We start from the raw sequence: 20,569 nt of genomic DNA on the forward strand, positions 1-20,569 counted from the left end.
CATATCTTTTTTAAATAGAGGGATTACATGGATATTAGACAAATGCGTTATTTCATTGCGATTGCGGAGGAAAAAAACATCACAGCGGCTGCACATCGTCTTCATATGTCACAACCTCCGTTAAGCCTTCAATTGAAACAAATGGAAGAAGAATTGGGAGTAATGCTCGTTGAACGGCATGGAAAGAAACTGGAGCTGACTGATAAAGGAACATTGCTTTACCGGCATGCACTCAATATTGTCCATTCATTTGAGGAAGTAAAAAATGAACTTCAAGAAACCGATGAAGGCAGGAAAGGGAATTTATCAGTGGGAATCAATACACTTTCCGTTCCCCAGTTTCCGGAATGGCTTGACGAATTCCATTCTTTGTTTCCTCTGGTTTATTTGCGTATTGTCCAAAATGATTCTGCCTACCTGGCTGAACTTGTAAGAAATCGCTCTATTGAATTGGGGCTTGTCAGACTTCCCTTGTCTCATCATGATTTAAGTTATCTTCATTTGTATAATGAGCCATTTGTGTTTGTTTGCAGGGAGAAGATTGATGAAAGTATATCATTTGAAACGATCAGCCGGTTCCCGCTCATCCTTCCTTCGACAGAGGGACTTGGGAGCTATAATATCATCCATGAGGCCATAACAAAAGCGCAGCTGCCTGTGCAGATCATTTCTGAGTGTTCTGACATGAATATCCTGATGAAGCTGGTTTCTTCAGGGATTGGCGCGACCATCGTTCCTGAATCGGTATTCCGGTCATACGGCCAAAATAATTTGTATGCCAGAGAAATAACAGATTCGACCCTGACTTCATCGATAGGGTTGATCTGGCTGAAGCAGCACCATCTATCCCGGCCAGCACGTAATTTCATCGAACTGGTGAAACAGCAGCTTGGTATTCATGATCATAACATTGATTGAGTGCATCTTATATTTATAAATATGAAAACTACGCCCACTTAATATTTCACTTGCTCAATGCCTGAAAATTGGTAAAATGATATTTAGTTTCAAAATTGTGTTAATGCAGAAGGAGGAGCAGCAGCATGGAGGAGATATTTTTACAGTCGGTAAAATTTGACGATGAAAAGCTTTACATATTGAACCAAACAAAACTTCCACAGGTGACAGAATTCCTGGAAATCACGGATATAGAGGATGTATGGGACGCGATTAAACAGCTAAAAGTCAGAGGGGCTCCAGCAATTGGCATTGCAGCTGCCTACGGACTGGCTCTCGGCATCAAAGACGCACCTGAGTCAGACTTTGAGACATTTTATGAGTATTTCAAGGAAAAGGCAGATTATTTAGCCACCTCCAGGCCGACTGCAGTCAATTTGTTCTGGGCTCTAAATAGGATGGATGCACGCGCCAAGGCTGAAAACGGGAAACCTGTAACGAGTATTAAGAAATTGCTGATCGAAGAAGCTCATACCATTCGCCAGGAAGATGAAAATGTCTGCAGCTCCATAGGTGAAAATGCGTTAAGTTTATTTCAAGATGGGATGACAGTCCTGACTCACTGTAACGCAGGCGGGATTGCGACAGCAAAGTATGGAACTGCCCTGGCGCCGATTTATTTGGCGAAGGAAAGAGGCATGGATATAAAGGTATTTGCCGATGAAACGCGTCCATTGCTGCAGGGAGCCCGACTGACCGCCTGGGAGTTGATGCAGGCTGGGATCGATGTGACTCTTATAACTGACAGCATGGCGGCAATGGTAATGCAACAGGGCAAAGTGCAGGCAGTCATTGTCGGCTGCGACCGCGTTGCCGCCAACGGGGATGTCGCAAATAAAATTGGTACTTACGGTGTTGCCTTACTGGCAAAAGCCCACAATATTCCGTTTTACGTGGCAGCGCCGTTATCAACCATCGATCTTGAAACCAAAACAGGTGAAGACATTCCAATTGAAGAGCGTGCTGCAGAAGAAATCACTGCCGGATTCGGGAAAGCAACTGCTCCTGAAGGAGTCAAAGTTTTCAATCCAGCCTTTGATGTCACACCTCATCATTTAATAACAGCCATCATCACCGAAAAAGGAATCATGCGCGGAAATTACAGCGAGGAATTGCCGCGTCTTTTTGAAAAATAATGAGGAAGACCGCCCGAGATATGATCTCCGGTTTTTTATTTGCAACGATATAGTTCACACAATCATCATATATTCTGACATATCCACTTTCATTATCTTAGTATACTTGGGATAACCTACTTGTAACTAAGTCTAAGGAGGGTACTTCATGATTAAAAAGGCGATTGGTGCTGGGATTCTTGCTGGATTGCTTTTGTTTGCTGTTTATCAGCATTTTTATAAGGCAGATGACCCTGACGCCATTCAGGCTTCAACCACATCTTCTGGCATCGATATTGGTTTGATGGCACCACCTTTTACCTTAAAAAACCTTGCAGGGGAAAAGGTTGATCTTAAGGAATATAAGGGCAGGAAGATTATGATTAACTTTTGGGCTACATGGTGCCCGCCATGTAAAGAGGAAATGCCTGCGATGGAGAAGTTTTACAAAAATCACTCAGAGGAGATAGAAATTCTCGCCATTAATCTGGATCCCCAAAATGATGTAAAAGCATTTGCTGAAAAAAATAAGCTGTCATTTCCGATCTTGCTTGATGCATCTGGCACGACACAGCAGACATACCAGATTGTTTCAATTCCGACTACCTATATTATTGACGAAAATGGAGTGATTTTAAAAAAGCATATTGGTTCCATGAGTTATGAGCAAATGGAAGAACTGTTAAAATGACACATCAGGTACCCTTCCTGGTGTTTTTTTATGGGAAAAATTGCATGGGGAGTACCCGGAAAATAAGGGTATGAATAAAAATACGATTAAATTTTCAAAAAGTTGTAATAATTGCAACCGTTTCCGGACATAATAACTGTTAGAATGATGATAAAGGATGGTGAACACGATGAGGAAACCTAGAAAACGTTCTTTTCAAGAGCTAGTTATGGAAAATAAACGTCAACTTCTGAATGACCGTGATGCACTCGAAAAAATCGAGGCAAAATTAGAGCAAAAACACTTAGGTAAAGCTGAGTAATTTTCATACATTACCATTCATGATTAACTCTTCTTCTGGTAAAACTTAATCTAGAGGAGGGATGGTCATGAGTAATCCTAAAAGGGACAGCAAGCACCATGTTCCGAGCCACCTTGGAACCCAGCCGCGCGGTTTCAGCGGTAACAAGGGCAAGAAGATGAATGATAAATCTGGAGAACATGCACAGGTAATCCAGACTAAAGGTGAATAGATCTTGGAACCACGCCTGCCGAATAGATGGCAGGCTTTTATTTTTTATTTAATTTCTCTCAAAATGCCGTACCCGATGCCTTAGACCCAGAAAGCAACAATATCTGCGATAAAATCCTTGTCGAAAAAGTATCCACTGTTTTCCGCTTATATTCACTTTCATTCATCACATACTATTGTTGTACTTTTTAAAAGGAGGTACATGACAATGGCAAACCATACACCTAAGCCAGACGATCGCAGTGATAATGTAGAAAAGCTGCAGTCCATGATCCATCACACCATTGCGAACATGGAAGATGCTGAGGCTGCAATGAATAATTCGAGTCCTGAAGACCAGCAGCGGATTCAGGAGAAGAATGAGCGCCGCCGTGAGAGTATTGATGCCTTCAGGGCAGAAATTAAGGATGAAGCTAACAGACAGCAGTAAGGGGAGAGACCCGTCGTAAAGGCGGGTCTTTTTTCGTTTGCGGGAAAATGTGTTAATATACGGAATGTAAAGTTGAAATGGCATTCGTTAAATTATAGATAAAGAAGTGATTCGTATGGAACAACACAAAAAGCAAATCCCTTTAGATGAACAGCTGTTACTTTGGGAGGAAGAAATACATTCTAAGGGTTTCATTCGTGATGAAGCTGGTTTGATTACAGCCATTAAAGTACTGACAAAAAGTGAAGCGCCGACAAAACTGTCACATGTTTTGACGCTGGCAGCTCAATCAAGAGCTAAACGGAACGGATTTGATTCACTTGTCCTTGAGTGGCTGAAATCAGCGGTTGAGCAAGATGCTTCTAACAAAAAAGCTAAATCCCTGCTTGCGTCAAACCAATGGAAGAATAAAGGGAATTTGTTCGAAAACCTGGTCTACCCTCGGATCAGGGAAACAGACAATCGGGCACTGAAAAAGAAAACAGCAGAACAATACATCGATATTTCCCAGCAATTCCTTGGACATGCCGAAGAAGTGCTGGATGAGCTAAAGGAACAGACACCAGGAGATGGTTCCGATTTAAGCCGAAAATTCGGCAGGCTGACAGAATTACTCGAAAAGGCAATCGATGAAACAGCAGCACTCCTGAAAGCAACAGAACTATATGAAGAGTCGGTAACGGGCGTTTTCCATACAGCAGTCCACTATGAAGAAATGAAAAAAAGACTTCATAACCTTGATGAAATCAAGCTTCAATGGAAAGAAGAATTCGCCGAGGATATGGAGTTTCAAAACCAGTCGGAAACGGATCCTTTGGCTGAACTAAATCAGATGGTTGGCCTGGAATCCGTAAAAGAGAGAGTGAATGATTTTTATCGTTTCCTCAAATATCAGCAAAAGCGAAAAGAACTTGGACTGCAAACAAAAGATGACCAAAGCTTGAATATGGTGCTGACAGGCAATCCAGGAACAGGAAAAACATCGCTTGCACGATTGCTTGCAAAAATTTATCATCAACTTGGTGTTTTGCCGAGAGAAGAAATCATCGAGGCTGACCGTTCACAGTTAGTCGGCGCTTATGTTGGGCAGACCGAGGAAAACGTACGCAAAATTGTCGAACAGGCTCTTGGCGGTGTGTTATTCATCGATGAAGCATATAGTCTTAAGCGTGAAGGCCAGACAGGGAATGATTATGGCCAAACTGCAATCGATACATTGGTATCCTTAATGACTGGAAATGAATATGGCGGCAAATTTGCGGTAATCCTTGCTGGATATCCAGAAGAAATGCGCCAGTTTCTCGATGCAAATCCAGGATTAAGGTCTCGTTTCCCGCAATCGAATTTTATTCATCTGCCTGATTATACGGAAGATGAACTGATGGAGATTGCCGAGCAGGCAGCGCGGGATAATGATTACGCCATGACTGAACCTGCAAAGCTTGAGCTAAGGGACAGAATTGAAAAGGAAAGAGTTGATGATACATTTGGCAATGCACGAACAGTGCGTAACCTTGTATTGGAAGCTATATTTAAAAAAGGCTCAAGAAAGTCTGAAGAGGATGATTTTTCAACATATACGTTGTTGGAAAAAGCAGACTTTGAATCTTCTTCAAAGCCTTCAGCAGAACCACCGCTTGATCGCCTCCAGGCATTAGTAGGATTGGATACGGTAAAATCAGAAGTCACCTCGCTTATTTCTTTCGTAAGGATGCAGCAGCTCCGAAAGGAAAAAGGGCTGCCCGCTGTCCCAATCCAGCTGCATTCTGTCTTCACCGGGAACCCCGGGACCGGAAAAACAACTGTCGCAAAGATTTACGCTGAACTGTTAAAAGAATGCGGGATGTTAAAGCGGGGACATCTGATCACCAGCAGCCGCGCGGATTTTGTCGCTGGTTATGTAGGCCAGACAGCCATTAAGACAAAGAAAAAAATCCGTGAGGCACTTGGCGGAGTTCTTTTTATAGATGAGGCCTATTCATTGCTTGGTCAAAGCTCAGGTGACTTTGGCAAAGAAGTGATCGATACGCTTGTGGATGAGATGACCAGGCATAATGAAAACCTTGTCGTCATCCTGGCGGGCTATCCTGCCGAGATGGATCTGCTGTTGGAAAGCAATCCAGGCCTTCGATCACGCTTCAAGAAGTTTTTTCACTTCCCTGATTATAGTGTCGATGAATTATTGCTCATTATCAGGAACTATGCCGGAAAATATCAGTATAAAATCAATGATCAGGCCATTGGTTTTTTATCAGAAAAGCTTTCCGAAACAGAGATTAAGGGGAACGGAAGGTTTGCTACAAATCTGGTGGACGAAACCATACAGTCTCAAGCCTATCGCCTGATGGGCGGCGGATCGGTAGAGAACTTGGACCAGGATGTTATATACTTGGAGAAACAGGATTTTGAAGCGGCGCTGTCAAAAATACTGTCATAATAATGTTTCGAAAATTTTTATTGAACAAGACAATCTAGCAGCAGAAGGGGAATGAGGATGCAGATTTCATCAAGAGAAATAGAGGTTAGATATGCAGAAACAGACCAGATGGGTGTAGTTTATCACGCAAATTATCTGGTTTGGATGGAGCTGGGCAGGACGCAATTGATTAAAGAGCTCGGTTTTAATTATGCTGAGATGGAGAAGGAAGGCATTATCTCGCCTGTCCTTGATATTCAGGCTTCTTATAAAAAACCTTTGCGGTATGGGGATACTGCCACAATCAGGACATGGGTGGAAGAATATGATGGTCTCCGTTCTGTCTATAATTATGAAATTTTTAATGGCGAAGGTCAACTTGCACTCACTGGCAGCTCAAAGCACGTCTGTGTCAAAAAGGACAGTTTCCGGCCCATTTCATTAAAAAGGTCTTTTCCTGACTGGCATGAAGCTTATCTAAAAGCCATGAAAAAGCCTGAGAATGAAAAGGAGCAGGTCTGATTGGCATTCGGGATCAAAAAGCATGAACTAGCAGAGTGGAAAGAGAAAATCCACAAAGGAGAGATTGCCTTTCTCACTCACTACTGGATAGATGACCGTTTTCCTGGTTGTACCACGGTGACAAAAGCAGGGTGCAGGGACATTGAAAAGTTGGCAGAGTGGGGGAGAAAATACGGTCTCAGCCCTGAATGGATTGACAATAGAAAACCTGATTACCCGCATTTCGACCTCTTTGGCATGAAACAGGAAGAGGTATTGAAAAAGGAAGGCATTAAGAATTTTCTTGGCAAAAAATAAGGCAGGCGCACATGCGCCCGCCTTATTTTTTTTCAAATTTAAACTCGGGTTCCTGGCCAACAGGGTGAAGATCCACTACCATATCGTGGCCGTCAAAATACCAAATGTCTTTTTCTTCAATATAATAAGTGATTCCGTTTTTGTCTGTTTTCACGCCGATATGATCGGGTTCCTCTTTCGAAACGCCAAGTGAAAAACCTTTTTGAATCGAACTGAAGCCTCCATACCGTACAAAAAAGCGTAAATAGCTTCCGGTGGAAAGGTCCATTTCGTTTTCATACCAGGCTGCCGCATCGTCATTGATTGTAATTTCCATATCGTTCTCCTTCCATACCAGATGCCCCGATTATAACATAAGCAATGCCCGGTCATCATTTGCCAGGCACTTACAGGATTATTTTTTAATGTATTGTGTCATATGATGCATGATTTCGTTATATTTATTTTCTGCGTCGGCAAGACCGAATCTCCCTGCTTCCTTCAAAGGTACCACCCTGTAATGGCTTTGTCTGCTGCTGGAAACGAAGGTAGGAAGGAATTCTGGATTCTGCAAAGCAATATCAGTACCATCGGGAGTGATGCGCTTTGTAACCTCCACCGTTGCGAGGCCTCCAATATCCTTGTAATCCCACATTTGACCAGACAGGAAATTACCGAGAGAATACACTACAAGACCCTTTCTGCCGTCAGAGGCGGTCACCCATTCCATTGGCTGAAGGACGTGCGGATGATGTCCGAAGATGATATCTACACCTTCGTCGATGAGGAACTGAGCAAGTTCTCTTTGATCATCTGTCGGAAAGCGCTGGTATTCATTTCCCCAGTGAATGCTCATGACAACCACATCCGACTCCTCTCTGGCACGGTGGATTTCAGCTTTCATTACCTCGCGGTCAATCAGGTTGACGAGGTGGTCTTTGCCGAAGGGTACCGGAATCCCATTTGTTCCATAGGTGTATGACAAATAAGATATATGAATACCGTTTTTATTCAATATCCTTAATTTATTCTTGTCAGCATCATCCTTGAAAGAACCCACATAAGGCAGCCCGGCAGCTTCCAAATTTCGTAAGGAGGTCATGACGCCTTTTTCAGAACGGTCCAGGGAATGATTATTGGCATTGGAAACAATATCGACACCAGTGTCGATCAGTGCATCCCCAATTTCAACAGGACTATTGAACGCCGGATAGCTGGATAAACCAATTTCGACCCCGCCAAGAATGGTCTCCTGATTGGCCAGCAGAAGGTCAGGCTCCGTTAATTGCTGTTTAACATTGGTTAACATCGGTTTAAAATCATATCCTGAATTAGTAAGAGCGTCTTCATAAACCGTATCATGAATCAGAATATCGCCGATTGCCCCTAATTTCACGGTTTCCTCAAAATTTTTACCGGATACATCCATACTTCGCACAGAATGTTTTTTTTGTATTACTGTCAAATTCGGTTCTTTTGCCTGTGCTTCATGATACATCTGGAATGTTAGTGTTCCTGCTATAATGCTTAATCCGGTAACCAAGATCATGCCAAAAAAAGTTTTCTTCTTTTTTCTCATAGAAATCTCCCCAGTATTTGATGAGGCTTATCTATTTTTTTGCCCCTAAAGATAATATATTATAAGATAGATGCTAAATATATATGTTTCATTATGATATTCAAATTTTTGTCAAAATTTGATTCTTTCATGTCCCGAAGATGTGAGAAAAATGCAGAAAGAGAGGATGGAGGATGATGTTCAAGATAACGGAGAGCGCCAAAAAAATACTGGAACATGCAATCCGCAAAGAAAGCAGCGACGGAGAAAAACTTTTTATCCGCCTCACTATGGGAATTGGCTGAGGAGGCCCCCAGCTCAGAGTTGCTCTGGAAGAGCGGCCATTAGGCAATGATCAAATCTACACTTTCGATGATGTCGACATCTTGATCCATCAGGATGATTTGGTTTATTTTAATGGAATCAAGCTCGATTATATTAGGGATGTGTTTGGGAAGGGTAAGTTTAAACTGCTGAAAATATGAAAATGCGACTCAATCAAGAGCCGCATTTTATTCGCTATCCATTTTTTCTATAAAGTCCATTAACTCATCGAGATTCTTGATCTTAATAGTCTTTGGATTCGATTGTTCATGTAAATCAGCCAGGAATTCAACTATAAAGTCATCTGGAGTCGTTACATCGGCTGTTGTGGTTGAATAAACAAATTGGTCTGTCAGCTTCATAACTTCTTCCATACTAGTCCGCCTTCTTTCCTGTGTTCTTATTTTTATTTTATCAACAATCGTACAATTAGACCGAATTCAATTTGACAATTTTTTGACTAATCGAAAAGCTGTTTACAACAGGGCGGGTAGAGAGATCTTGAATATTGTTCTCGAAGACTCATTATAGACGTTCATTTCACCGCCGTGATTTTCAATTAATTGTTTGCTGATTGCCAGTCCAATGCCTGTTCCCTCTGCCTTTGTTGTATAAAAAGGGGTGAAGATTTTCTTTAAGCTCCATTCATCAATTCCGCTTCCATTATCAATTACACTGATCGTTGCAAAATCCGCATCCTTTCCAGCAATCATTTTAACGGCTCCATCGTTTCTCCCACTTCCTTCGACAGCCTCCATTGCATTTTTCAATAAATTGAGCAGGACTTGTTTTATTGAATTTTCCTCTGCCATTATAAAAAGTTCCTCATCCGGAAGTTCAAAACTTAAGTCGATCCCCTTCAGGATTGCCTCGCTTGTATACAAATCCTTCATTTTTTTTATCAGACCGTTGATTGGAAGCCTTTTTTTCACAGCAGGAGTTGGTTTTAACACAGATAGGAATTCAGTTAGTAAGCTGTTTGCCCGATTGATTTCCTCCAGTGCAACGTCGGCCAGTTCTTGTTTGCCAGTTGATTGAAGCTCAGGCTTCAATAATTGGATAAATCCTTTTATTGTAGTTAATGGGTTCCTTATTTCATGGGCGAATCCGGCCGCCAGAGCGCTTGAAGAAACAGATTGAAAGTCTCTGGATACATCGGTCAAAGCGGTTTTCAATGATTTTAAGATTTGTTGTTTTTCTTGAATCTCCTGGTTTAAATTTTGAAGTTCACTTTCCAATTCAGCCTTCTTTTTGTCAATCATAATGGTTAACTCATCTTTTACCATTAATTTACGAAAAGCTATTGACTTGTTTTCAGAGGGGAGAACTGTGCTTAGCGGGAAAATATGTGAACCGTTCTGTGATGTGAAATCAGCTCGAAACGAAGAATTCGGTTCGATCATTGGGTAAAAACTATAGGCAGAGGAAGGATTCATCATTTTCATCTGGTTCCCTTCTTTTAAAAAATTCACTGCATCATGTTGTTTGAAAACATACGTATTTGGGTAATTTCATCAGGAATTCGCAATATTAAATTAGACAGCCAAATTCGATTTCTTTCGGATATATATGACATTTTTATATAAATTATACCATTAAAAATAAAATATTCATTATAAAGAACAAAAATATTTTAATAAAGAACAAATGTGATTACTATAAAGGAGATATAACATGACAAAGGTATTCAATGATTTGCTTAAGGAAAGAGAAAAAGATTTAGTTGACAAGATACACCAATCGATTAGTGACAACCAGCCGGATACCTTCCTGAAGCTTGCAAGACAATCACAATCCGAACTCTATAAAGAACAGATTGGAAAGTTAATTCGTTTATTAGAAAGGATTATGGAAGGAGAATCGGTTGATCAGGACATACTTGATTGGGGAACAAGGGTAAGTGAGGACAAGGTTCGGCAAGGACTTTCACTTAGTGAATCGATTAAGCATTTTCATATCATTCGCGATGTGCTGTGGGATGAGTTTATAAGCATAACGGAAAATGATAGTCAGCTTACCATGGGAGAAGGTATGAGGGTAGGGAAAGTCATCAACGGATTTATAGATGATTTGATACTTATTTTCTCTGCGTCCTATACAGGATTGGCGAATAAAAGGTTAAAAGCACAACAAGCAGTTATCGATGAGCTCAGTACTCCTGTGATTTCAATCGTTGATGGAGTGGCAGTGCTCCCGATTATAGGCGATATCGATACCCATAGAGCAAGAGTTCTAAGGGAGCATACCTTGCGAGAAGCAAACCGCCAGGAAGTTGATTGCCTGATCCTGGATCTTTCAGGAGTATTCATTGTCGATACTATGGTGGCCCAGGAACTATTCAAGATCATCGACGGTCTGAAGCTTACTGGAGTGGAAGTGAATCTTACAGGTATCCGGCCTGAACTTGCCCATTCAGTTGTAACTCTCGGCATCAGGTTTGATGATGTAAAAATGTACAACAATTTGGGACAGGCGCTGAAGGCCTTTGGAGTCGTCCGCAAATAAAAAACCGGCAAACCATCATCTGGTTTGCCGGTTTTTTATTTGACTGTTTTACAGCCACGTGATCTTTGGTTCTGTTTTATTTCGGATTCTCTTAATATTTGCCCTATGCCTGTATATTACGAAGGTTGCCAGCACCGCAACGACCAATATTAGAGGAAGATCCCGGGTGAAAAGTGAGTAAATGAAGGCAGCAATCCCAGTCAAAATGGAAGAAAGAGAAACATATTTTGTTATGTACAAGCTTATGAAAAAGAAGATCAGCATGAACAAGAATAAAACCGGTACATAGGCAAGCAAAACACCGCCGGAAGTAGCGACCGCTTTTCCGCCGCGAAAGCCCGCAAATATAGGGTACATATGTCCAATTACTGCAAAAATACCAACCAGCAGGGTGTGGATTTCAGCATCAAGAAGTAAAGGAAGACTTGCAGCAAGAGTACCTTTAAGTACATCAGCGATACTCACCGCCATTCCTGCTTTAACACCTAGTGTCCGGAATGTGTTTGTGCCCCCTAAATTCCCGCTCCCATGTTCACGGATATCTTTGCCATAGAATACTTTTCCCACAATCAATCCAGAAGGAATCGATCCGAGCAAATAAGCTAGAATAATAATAATTGCATTTAATGCCATGAAATATTCTCCTTTAAAGATTTTACGGTTCTTTTATTTTACCACGTTCTCCTGAAAACACCATGTAATTCTTGAAACAAAGGTTTCATCCGGCTTAGTATATTTTCCAAAACTGTTAAATTAGAATATTCTTTTATACTCAGATTTGCTATTCGAAGAAATAGCAGAGTTTGTTCGATTTGGAATCAGTTAATTTCCCGGCTGCATGCTTGCTAAGTTTATAACTTGCTTAAGAAGTGAATAAGTATACTATCAAAGTTTAAGGAGTCCTGCCCGATGGTGAAGTTTAAGAATATGATAAAAAGTAAAAAGCTTATGTTCATGCTGTTCATTGGGTTATTGGTTCTCCTGACAGCCTATTATCATACACATAAAGACCTTCCGCCAGGCCTTTCCTACGAAGGTGATGTCCATAGGGCAAAGAATGTGCGATTTTTATATGATCTTACCTATCAAGGAAAAGATGGCAAAAGAAAAACTGAACAGGAAATTTTTGATACTGTTTTGAAGAGGATCGAAGAAGCAGAAGATTTCATCGTCCTCGATATGTTCCTGTTCAATGATTACTATAATGAGGATCTTGGATTTCCTGACTTAAGCCGGAACATCACCGATAAACTGATCGCCCAAAAGAAGAAACATCCCAATCTCAGAATTGTCTTCATTACTGATGAAATCAACCTGACATATGGATCCCATAAAGCCAAATTTTTAAAAGAATTAAGGGAGAATGAAATCGAGGTTGTCTTTACTGACCTGGACCCTTTGCGGGATTCCAATCCGCTATATTCAGCAGTTTGGAGATTATTTTTTCAGTGGTTTGGTCAATCCGGTGAAGGCTGGATACCGAACCCCATGGCCAAGAATGCTCCTGATGTAACGATCCGTTCTTATCTCGAATTGATGAACCTAAAGGCGAATCATCGGAAAGTGTTTGTGACTGAAAAAACGGCCATTATTACATCTGCCAATCCTCATGATGCTAGCGGTTTGCATTCGAATATCGCCCTTGAAACAAGCGGAAATATTATCGGAGATATCCTCGAGTCGGAACAGGCTGTCGCCGACTTTTCGGGAGGGCCTGAGCTTCCTGAATACATGCCAAAAAAAGAAACTGGCCCCTTTGAAGTCCAGGTCCTGACGGAAAGCAAGATTCTCAAACATATCCTGAATGAGTTGAAGAAAAGTGAAGAGGGTGACCAAATTTGGATCGGAATGTTCTATCTTGCTGAAAGATCCGTTATTGATGAAATCGACAAGGCGGCCGATCGAGGTACGAAAATAAAGATCATTCTCGATCCCAATAAAAATGCCTTTGGAAATCAGAAAACCGGTCTTCCAAACATACCGGTTTCGGCAGAAATCAGAAATCTGGGCAGTGATAACATCGAGGTTAAATGGTACAAGACGGGAGAAGAACAGTATCATACCAAAATGATTTATTTTGACCGTAAGGATAAGGATGTCATAGTAGGAGGATCAGCTAATTTTACCCGAAGGAATCTGGTTGACCTAAATCTGGAAACCAATATGAAAGTATCCGCTCCTTCCGACAGTGAGCTCGCCAGGGACGTTGACCAATATTTCAAGAAAATCTGGAATAACGAATCTGCAGTATACACAGTAGAATATGAAGAAAACAAGGACAAAATGACACCATTTAAATACATTGTCTACTGGATTCAAAGAATATTATGGTTTACCAGCTATTAACCAAAAGGACACCGACACTGGGTGTCCTTTCTTGTTTGAGAGCTTGGATGGAAGCCCTTGAATGCCTGTGACAAAAACTAATCATCCTTATATATATCTTTAATTAAAATATTATTATAGACTAAATGCATCAGTGTGCTGCACATGGGTTATACATTTAGAAACTTATTAGAACGGAGATCCACATATGAAAACTTTTCTTTCAGCCATACAGTGGATGGCTTTTATTATTGCCGGCTCAATTGTTGCCCCTATTGCGATTGCAGATGTTTTTCATCTTAATGAAATACAGACAACCGGCCTGGTTCAAAGGACAATGTTTGTATTGGGAATATCAAGTCTTCTGCAGGCTTTGATCGGCCACCGGCTGCCGATCAACGAGAGACCTGCCGGTTTATGGTGGGGTGTCTTCACGATCTATGCAGGTTTAAGTACTGCCTTGTTCACTTCTAATATTGAGACCCTTCAGGCACTGGAAGGCGCCATGATTGTAAGCGGAGTGGTCTTTTTCCTGTTAAGCTTTTTTAAGCTGATCGACAAGCTGGCAAAATTGTTCACGCCTGTTGTCAGTGGAATTTATCTGCTGCTGCTGGTTATCCAATTAAGCGGTTCATTTCTTAAGGGGATGATGGGGATTGGGAGAGGCAATAGCGAAGTGAATCTTTCAGTCGCTTTATTCAGCTTGTTTCTGGTTGCTTTAACATTTTACTTAACCCGTCACCGTTTAAAACTAATCAGTCAGTATGCCATATTGATCAGTTTGGGTACAGGTTGGCTGCTTTTTTCACTGCTTGACTTAGGGGAGACTTTTCATCGGTATGAAGGACCTGTGTTTGCTTTCCCGGATGTTCTGGCTTTCGGGACGCCTATTTATGATTCAGGTCTGATGGTAACCTCTGTATTCATCACCTTCTTACTCATAACCAATATGCTCGCAAGCATCAGGGTAACAGGCCAAGTGCTGAATGATCTGGGAGCTGATAATCGTGAATACCGTTACCGTGCCAGCGGATATACCGCCGGAATCAATCAGATCCTTGGAGGGTTATTCTCTGCCATTGGTTCTGTGCCTATTTCAGGAGCAGCCGGGTTTATCGCAACAACAAGAATCACAAAGCTGCTGCCGTTCATCATTAGTTCTTTATTCATAATCGGAGCGAGCTTCCTGCCGCAAGTCATGTCTGTATTTGCCGCATTGCCAGCACCTGTCGGCTATTCAGTCACGTTTGTGATCTTTGCTAATATGATTGGAATTGCATTTTCCGAATTCGACCGGGAAAATGACAAACATAGGACACGGGCGGTTATTGGAACCTCCCTGTTTGCAGGCGTAGGGTCCATGTTTGTACCAGCAGAAGCATTCAGCCATGTTCCTCCTATCATGGTTTCAATCCTGAATAATGGTTTGATTCTTGGGACGTTAATAGCAGTTATAACTGACCAGTTCTCATTAGCCAGGAAAAGGAAAATGCAAACTTTTAAAGAAGCTTAATAGTATACTGTTCTTCAGGTTAATAAGTTAAAATAATTCTTTTAGAGGGTAGGATAAAAGTAAAGAAACTAAACATTGGAGTGATGGAGGATGGAAATGAAGTATCCAAGCCGTGAAGAAATCGGCAAGATTTTAAAAAAGTCAAAAAGGATAGCGGTAGTGGGCTTAAGTGATAATCCGCAGCGAACTTCATACATGGTATCTGAAGCCATGCAGAAGGCAGGGTATGAAATTATCCCAGTGAATCCTGCAGTGGAGGAAGTACTTGGCGTAAAAGCGGTAAAGTCCCTTAAAGAAATAGACGGTCATGTTGATATCGTAAATGTCTTCCGAAGGTCGGAATATTTGATGGACGTCGCTAAGGAATTTGCAGAAATTGATGCGGATATCTTCTGGGCACAGCTAGGTCTCGAAAATGAAGAAGCTTATCGCTTTTTGAAAGAAAAAGGGTACACCGTGATCATGGATCGCTGTATAAAGGTAGAGCATGCTTTAACTAAATAATATCTTTGCGTGAGGAGGAACAGCTTCCTCACGTTTTACTTTTATCGGCATTTATTAGTCAGGCTAGGGTCGCCTTCAGACAAAACCTGGTGGAATCGTCGTCGTTTTGTCTGAACCAGGGCCAACTTCGGACAAAATCAGGAGTAATCGGGGCTGAGTTGTCTGAACACTGTTCAACTTGGACAAATCCTGGTGGAATCGCCGTCGTTTTGTCTGAACCAGGGCCAACTTCGGACAAAACCTGGTGGAATCGCCGTTGATTTGTCTAAACTAAGGTCAACTTCGGACAAAATCAGGAGTAATCGCGGCTGAGTTGTCTGAACAATGGTCAACTTCGGACAAATCCTGGTGGAATCGCCGTCGTTTTGTCTGAACCAGGGCCAACTTCGGACAAAATCAGGAGTAATCGCCGTTGATTTGTCTGAACCAGGGCTAACTTCGGACAAATCCTGGTGGAATCGTCGTCGTTTTGTCTGAACCAGGGCCAACTTCGGACAAAACCAGGAGTAATCACCGTTGATTTGTCTGAACCAGGGCCAACTTCGGACAAAACCTGGTGGAATCGCCGTCGTTTTGTCTGAACCAGGGCCAACTTCGGACAAAACCAGGAGTGATCGCCGTTGAGTTGTCTGAACAATGGTCAACTTCGGACAAAACCAGGAGTAATCGCCGTCGTTTTGTCTGAACCAGGGCCAACTTCGTACAAATCAGGAGTAATCGCCGTTGATTTGTCTGAACCAGGATGCACTTCAGATTAAATGATCAATAGAAAATCTTTGTTTTATAATATTTATTAAGTAATGGTGATAAAGTAGATACATATGTTTTGCGAGGCGGGAATGTAGAATGGATTTTTTAGACAAGCAGCTGGCTCAGGAGATTGTTGACAGGACGATGGGAATCATCGGGAAAAATATCAATGTAATGGATAACCGGGGTGTCATCATTGGGTCGGGGGACCAGAAACGAATCGATGATATACATGAAGGTGCTGTCAATGTCATCAAACAGGGATCTGGCTATGAAATTACAGAAAAAGAAGCAAAGAATCTCCATGGGGTGAAGGCAGGTATCAACCTTCCCATTCGCTTTGACGGAGAAATAGTTGGTGTTATCGGTATCACTGGTTCTCCTGAGGAAATCAGAAGTTTTGGTGAACTTGTCAGGATGGCTGCTGAACTAAGTCTGCAGCAAGCAGTGCTAATGAATGAAATCCAGTGGGATGAGAGGCTGAAGGAAGAGCTTGTCAGTCAAATTATCCATTCCCAAGGGAAGATGGATCCGCTTTTCCTGGAAAGGGCCATGCGTTTGGGAATTAATCTGGATTTACCTCGGATAGCGATGGTTATTTTAACTTCTGACAGGAAGAAAACCTTCACCTTTCTTAAAGGCAGACTGGAAAAGGATGACCTTTTGCTTATGCAGCATGACAGGATAGTGATTTTAAAGAGGATGCCTTCCGCCCAAAGTGCCAATCAGGTTAGAAAACTGGCAGAGGGATGGGTCGACAGTTATAAATCAACCAGTGATGTGTACATAAAAATAGGTATTGGACAACAACACCCTGGATTGACAGGATTGGCAATGTCTTATCAACAGGCTGAACATACCTTGAAAGCAGGCCAGAAATTAGCACCTGACAAAGATATCTTCGTGTATGAAGATTATTATCTGCCTGTTTTCCTCCTAACAGCTTCAAATATGGGATTGACTGAGGGTTTAGAGCCTTATTATACAAGGTTAAAAGCCAGGGATACTAAAGGGGAATTGACTGAGTCATTAAGAGCACTGATTGATACCAATGGTGATATGAACAGTGCTGCGAAAATGCTTTTTATCCATAGGAACACCCTTAGGTACAGATTAGACAAGATAACAGAAATAACAGGCAAAGATCCTCGAAAAACCACGGATTTGCTTCATCTTTACTTGTCATTTCTCAATAATGAACTTGAATGATTGTGCAAATGCACGAAAGATCTGTATTAATACAGATCTTTTTTTGGTGGTTTGACCAATGAAATCGAATGAGATAGCGCTTACAATTGAGGTAATCAAAGATTTGAAGGAGGAACACAACTTGGATATTCAAGTAAGCGCTTTCGGCGCATTAGTAGCCCTTATCGTAGCTATATTCTTAATACTGAAAAAAGTTTCACCTGCTTACGGAATGATCGCCGGAGCATTGATTGGCGGTCTCGTTGGCGGCGTCGATGTTACAAATACGGTTACCTTGATGATGGAGGGCGCCAAAGGAATTATTCCTGCTGTATTGCGCATCCTCGCTGCAGGTGTACTGGCCGGGGTCTTGATTGAATCAGGCGCAGCAGCAGTCATTGCGGAAACGATTGTTAAAAAAGTCGGGGAAACTCGGGCGTTGCTTGCTTTGGCAATTGCAACGATGATCCTTACGACAGTTGGTGTATTCATTGATGTGGCTGTTATCACAGTCGCTCCAATTGCCCTGGCAATTGCCAGCAAAGCAGGCATCTCAAAAACTGCGATTCTGCTTGCGATGATTGGCGGGGGTAAAGCCGGTAACATCATGTCACCAAATCCGAATGCCATTGCTGCATCCGATGCGTTCGGTGTTCCATTGACTTCAATCATGGCAGCAGGAATCATCCCAGCTGCATTTGGACTTACAGTCACGTATATTTTAGCTAAAAAATTGGTTCATAAAGGTTCAAGCGTTTCAGCTGAGGAAAGCGAAACGAAAGTTAACGGGGAGCTGCCGCTTGTGGTGCCAGCGATTGTCGCCCCATTAGTGACGATTATCCTGCTTGCCCTTCGACCATTGTTTGATATAAACATTGATCCAATGATTGCCTTGCCAGCCGGCGGGATTGCAGGAGCACTGGCAATGGGACGAATCAAGCATATCAATGACTATGCTGTATCAGGCCTTGGGAAAATGTCCGGTGTCGCTATCATGCTTCTGGGTACAGGTACTTTGGCGGGAATCATCGCGAATTCAGGCTTAAAGGATGTTCTCATCAACAGTCTTGATGCACTTGGACTTCCGGCCTTCGTTCTTGCACCTGTATCGGGTATCTTTATGTCTGCTGCTACAGCTTCGACTACTGCTGGAACAGCTGTTGCCTCCCAGGTATTTGGAACCACCATTTTAGAAATGGGTGTAACTGCATTGGCGGGTGCGGCAATGGTGCATGCTGGTGCAACTGTGCTTGACCACCTCCCGCACGGAAGCTTTTTCCATGCAACTGGAGGAAGTGTGAATATGGAGATTAAAGAGCGTCTGAAATTGATTCCGTATGAAACTGCAATAGGTTTGACACTTGCCATCGTTTCAACCCTGATTTTTGGAATCTTTAAGTTCTTTGGATAGATTTTTCGGTTAAATTTCTTCAGAAACCTTTTTGAAATTGGCTCTGTTAATTAAGGCTGTTGATTTTCGTTCCAGGCGCTTCGCTTTCCGCGGGACTGGCGCTGAGCCTCCTCATCGCTTTGCTCCTGCGGGGTCTCACCTGACCAGTTGAGCCCGCAGGAGTCTACGCGCCTTCCACTACAATCAACAGGGTTTAAAAATCAACATTCAGCCTTAACAGAGCCAAATTAAAAAATATATTTTCACAAAATCAATATGGATTATTTTAAACTCCATACCTTCCTTACACATTACTCCGTTAGTAAATGAGAGGAGAAACAAAGTATGAAAATCGTAATAGCTCCAGATTCCTTCAAGGAAAGTCTGACTGCACTTGAAGCAGCAAGCGCGATCGAGGCAGGCATGAGAAAGATTTTGCCAGAAGCAAGTTTTGTAAAAGTTCCAATGGCGGATGGCGGTGAAGGCACTGTACAATCTCTCGTTGATGCAACTAAGGGAAAGATAATCTCAAAAACTGTAACAGGACCGCTTGGCGAGCCAGTTAAGGCATTTTTCGGCCTGTCTGGTGATGGAAAGACCGCGATTATCGAGATGGCTGCAGCTTCAGGGCTTCATCTGGTATCCAGGGAGAAACGCAATCCGCTGGTAACCACTACGCGCGGCACTGGAGAATTAATTTCTGCCGCCCTTGACTTTGGTGTGGAAAAGATCATCATCGGAATTGGCGGCAGTGCCACGAATGATGGAGGAGCAGGAATGGCGAGAGCCCTCGGGATCAAGTTCCTCAATGTTGATGGAAATGAGATCAGCGAAGGTGGCGGATCTCTTGGTGAATTGGCTTCCATTGATATGACGCAAGCAGATAGCCGTTTGATCGCGGTGAATATCGAAGTGGCCTGTGATGTGGATAACCCATTAACCGGTCCCAAAGGCGCATCCCATATTTTTGGTCCGCAAAAAGGGGCAACTGCAGAAATGATTGAAGTATTGGATGGCAATCTTCAACATTACGCAGAAATTATCCGGAAAGATCTAGGAAAAGATATCGAACATATTTCTGGTGCAGGGGCCGCAGGCGGACTCGGCAGCGGCCTGCTGGCATTCCTGTCAGCAGACTTGAAAAGAGGAGTTGATATCGTTCTTGAGGCTACAAAGCTTGAAGAGCAACTTTTAAATGCGGATTTTGTTATTACTGGAGAAGGGAAAATAGATGGACAAACGATTTTTGGCAAAACCCCAATTGGGGTAGCAAAGACCGCAAAACGGCACGGCATCCCTGTAATCGCAATTGCTGGCCATGTTGCACAGGACAGTGAAATTGTCCACGAACACGGAATCGATATTTTATTCAGTGTTGTACCAGGTGTGATATCTCTAGAGGATGCATTCAATAATGCCAGTACGTATGTTAGAAATACTGCTGCGAATATAGCGTCCCTGATCAAATTAAGCAAGTAAAAAGAAAAACCGCGATGCTGATTGTCTGCAGCTCGCGGTTTTTTTACTGTGTTAGAAAACCCCTGGCTATGCCGGGGGTTCCAGAGAGCTTATAGCGTGGTAGTAATAAAAAAAC

22 protein-coding genes are annotated in these 20,569 nt (G+C 42.3%); 17 read left to right on the forward strand and 5 right to left on the reverse strand.

From position 1 onward, the window contains the following. Positions 1-27: 27 nt before the first annotated feature. From FS736_RS20580 to FS736_RS20620, 9 genes are all read left to right on the forward strand, one after another. Complete coding sequence (locus FS736_RS20580) at positions 28-918, forward strand: LysR family transcriptional regulator (RefSeq protein WP_144480834.1); 891 nt, start codon at positions 28-30, stop codon at positions 916-918. Between the two features lie 125 nt (positions 919-1,043). Further along, positions 1,044-2,093: an S-methyl-5-thioribose-1-phosphate isomerase gene (gene mtnA / locus FS736_RS20585; RefSeq protein WP_144480836.1), complete on the forward strand. Its 1,050-nt coding sequence runs from the start codon at positions 1,044-1,046 to the stop codon at positions 2,091-2,093. A gap of 148 nt (positions 2,094-2,241) precedes the next feature. Then, entirely contained in the window at positions 2,242-2,763 is a 522-nt protein-coding gene (locus FS736_RS20590; RefSeq protein WP_144480838.1) for a peroxiredoxin family protein, read from the forward strand. Between the two features lie 169 nt (positions 2,764-2,932). Then, complete coding sequence (locus FS736_RS20595) at positions 2,933-3,064, forward strand: FbpB family small basic protein (protein WP_144480839.1); 132 nt, start codon at positions 2,933-2,935, stop codon at positions 3,062-3,064. 67 nt (positions 3,065-3,131) lie between these two features. Further along, positions 3,132-3,275, forward strand: a complete 144-nt coding sequence (locus tag FS736_RS20600; protein WP_144480842.1) for an acid-soluble spore protein N — start codon at positions 3,132-3,134, stop codon at positions 3,273-3,275. 207 nt (positions 3,276-3,482) lie between these two features. Further along, positions 3,483-3,704, forward strand: coding sequence for a small acid-soluble spore protein Tlp (gene tlp, locus FS736_RS20605; protein ID WP_144480844.1), 222 nt, complete (start codon positions 3,483-3,485; stop codon positions 3,702-3,704). 115 nt (positions 3,705-3,819) lie between these two features. After that, a complete protein-coding gene (locus FS736_RS20610; RefSeq protein ID WP_144480845.1) occupies positions 3,820-6,141 on the forward strand; it encodes an AAA family ATPase in 2,322 nt (773 codons plus the stop codon). 57 nt (positions 6,142-6,198) lie between these two features. Further along, a complete protein-coding gene (locus tag FS736_RS20615) occupies positions 6,199-6,642 on the forward strand; it encodes an acyl-CoA thioesterase (RefSeq protein ID WP_144480847.1) in 444 nt (147 codons plus the stop codon). Next, positions 6,643-6,939: a hypothetical protein gene (locus FS736_RS20620; RefSeq protein ID WP_144480849.1), complete on the forward strand. Its 297-nt coding sequence runs from the start codon at positions 6,643-6,645 to the stop codon at positions 6,937-6,939. Between the two features lie 22 nt (positions 6,940-6,961). On the opposite strand, the gene FS736_RS20625 is transcribed toward FS736_RS20620, so the two are convergent. From FS736_RS20625 to FS736_RS20640, 4 genes are all read right to left on the reverse strand, one after another. Then, on the reverse strand, positions 6,962-7,255 hold the full coding sequence (locus FS736_RS20625; protein WP_144480851.1) for a HesB/YadR/YfhF family protein: 294 nt from the start codon (positions 7,253-7,255) through the stop codon (positions 6,962-6,964). A gap of 78 nt (positions 7,256-7,333) precedes the next feature. Then, entirely contained in the window at positions 7,334-8,497 is a 1,164-nt protein-coding gene (locus tag FS736_RS20630) for a CapA family protein (protein ID WP_144480853.1), read from the reverse strand. Positions 8,498-8,988: 491 nt separating this feature from the next. After that, entirely contained in the window at positions 8,989-9,174 is a 186-nt protein-coding gene (locus FS736_RS20635) for a hypothetical protein (RefSeq protein ID WP_144480855.1), read from the reverse strand. Between the two features lie 102 nt (positions 9,175-9,276). After that, positions 9,277-10,245, reverse strand: coding sequence for a two-component system sensor histidine kinase NtrB (locus FS736_RS20640; RefSeq protein WP_144480857.1), 969 nt, complete (start codon positions 10,243-10,245; stop codon positions 9,277-9,279). 229 nt (positions 10,246-10,474) lie between these two features. On the opposite strand from FS736_RS20640, the gene FS736_RS20645 reads away from it, so the two are divergent. Next, on the forward strand, positions 10,475-11,305 hold the full coding sequence (locus FS736_RS20645; protein ID WP_144480859.1) for an STAS domain-containing protein: 831 nt from the start codon (positions 10,475-10,477) through the stop codon (positions 11,303-11,305). A 48-nt stretch (positions 11,306-11,353) separates the two neighbouring features. On the opposite strand, the gene plsY is transcribed toward FS736_RS20645, so the two are convergent. Next, positions 11,354-11,938 carry a glycerol-3-phosphate 1-O-acyltransferase PlsY gene (plsY, locus tag FS736_RS20650; protein ID WP_144480861.1) on the reverse strand — a complete coding sequence of 195 codons (585 nt, stop codon included), beginning with the start codon at positions 11,936-11,938 and terminating at the stop codon, positions 11,354-11,356. Positions 11,939-12,214: 276 nt separating this feature from the next. Here plsY and FS736_RS20655 point away from each other — a divergent pair, with 276 nt between their 5' ends. From FS736_RS20655 to FS736_RS20680, 7 genes are all read left to right on the forward strand, one after another. Further along, positions 12,215-13,651 (forward strand): phospholipase D family protein, encoded by a 1,437-nt coding sequence (locus tag FS736_RS20655; protein ID WP_144480863.1) that lies wholly within the window; start codon positions 12,215-12,217, stop codon positions 13,649-13,651. Positions 13,652-13,838: 187 nt separating this feature from the next. Then, on the forward strand, positions 13,839-15,143 hold the full coding sequence (locus FS736_RS20660; RefSeq protein WP_144480865.1) for a purine/pyrimidine permease: 1,305 nt from the start codon (positions 13,839-13,841) through the stop codon (positions 15,141-15,143). Between the two features lie 90 nt (positions 15,144-15,233). After that, positions 15,234-15,647 (forward strand): CoA-binding protein, encoded by a 414-nt coding sequence (locus FS736_RS20665; protein ID WP_144480867.1) that lies wholly within the window; start codon positions 15,234-15,236, stop codon positions 15,645-15,647. Between the two features lie 620 nt (positions 15,648-16,267). Continuing rightward, a complete protein-coding gene (locus FS736_RS24480) occupies positions 16,268-16,405 on the forward strand; it encodes a hypothetical protein (RefSeq protein WP_186326874.1) in 138 nt (45 codons plus the stop codon). An 88-nt stretch (positions 16,406-16,493) separates the two neighbouring features. Further along, on the forward strand, positions 16,494-17,606 hold the full coding sequence (locus FS736_RS20670; RefSeq protein WP_144480869.1) for a sugar diacid recognition domain-containing protein: 1,113 nt from the start codon (positions 16,494-16,496) through the stop codon (positions 17,604-17,606). A gap of 121 nt (positions 17,607-17,727) precedes the next feature. Beyond that, positions 17,728-18,996, forward strand: a complete 1,269-nt coding sequence (locus tag FS736_RS20675) for a GntP family permease (protein ID WP_144480906.1) — start codon at positions 17,728-17,730, stop codon at positions 18,994-18,996. Between the two features lie 324 nt (positions 18,997-19,320). Beyond that, on the forward strand, positions 19,321-20,454 hold the full coding sequence (locus FS736_RS20680; protein WP_144480871.1) for a glycerate kinase: 1,134 nt from the start codon (positions 19,321-19,323) through the stop codon (positions 20,452-20,454). Positions 20,455-20,569 lie beyond the last annotated feature (115 nt).

The organism is Cytobacillus oceanisediminis 2691 (genome assembly GCF_007678455.1).
In the GTDB taxonomy this organism is placed as follows: Bacteria; Bacillota; Bacilli; order Bacillales; family Cytobacillaceae; genus Mesobacillus; species Mesobacillus oceanisediminis_A.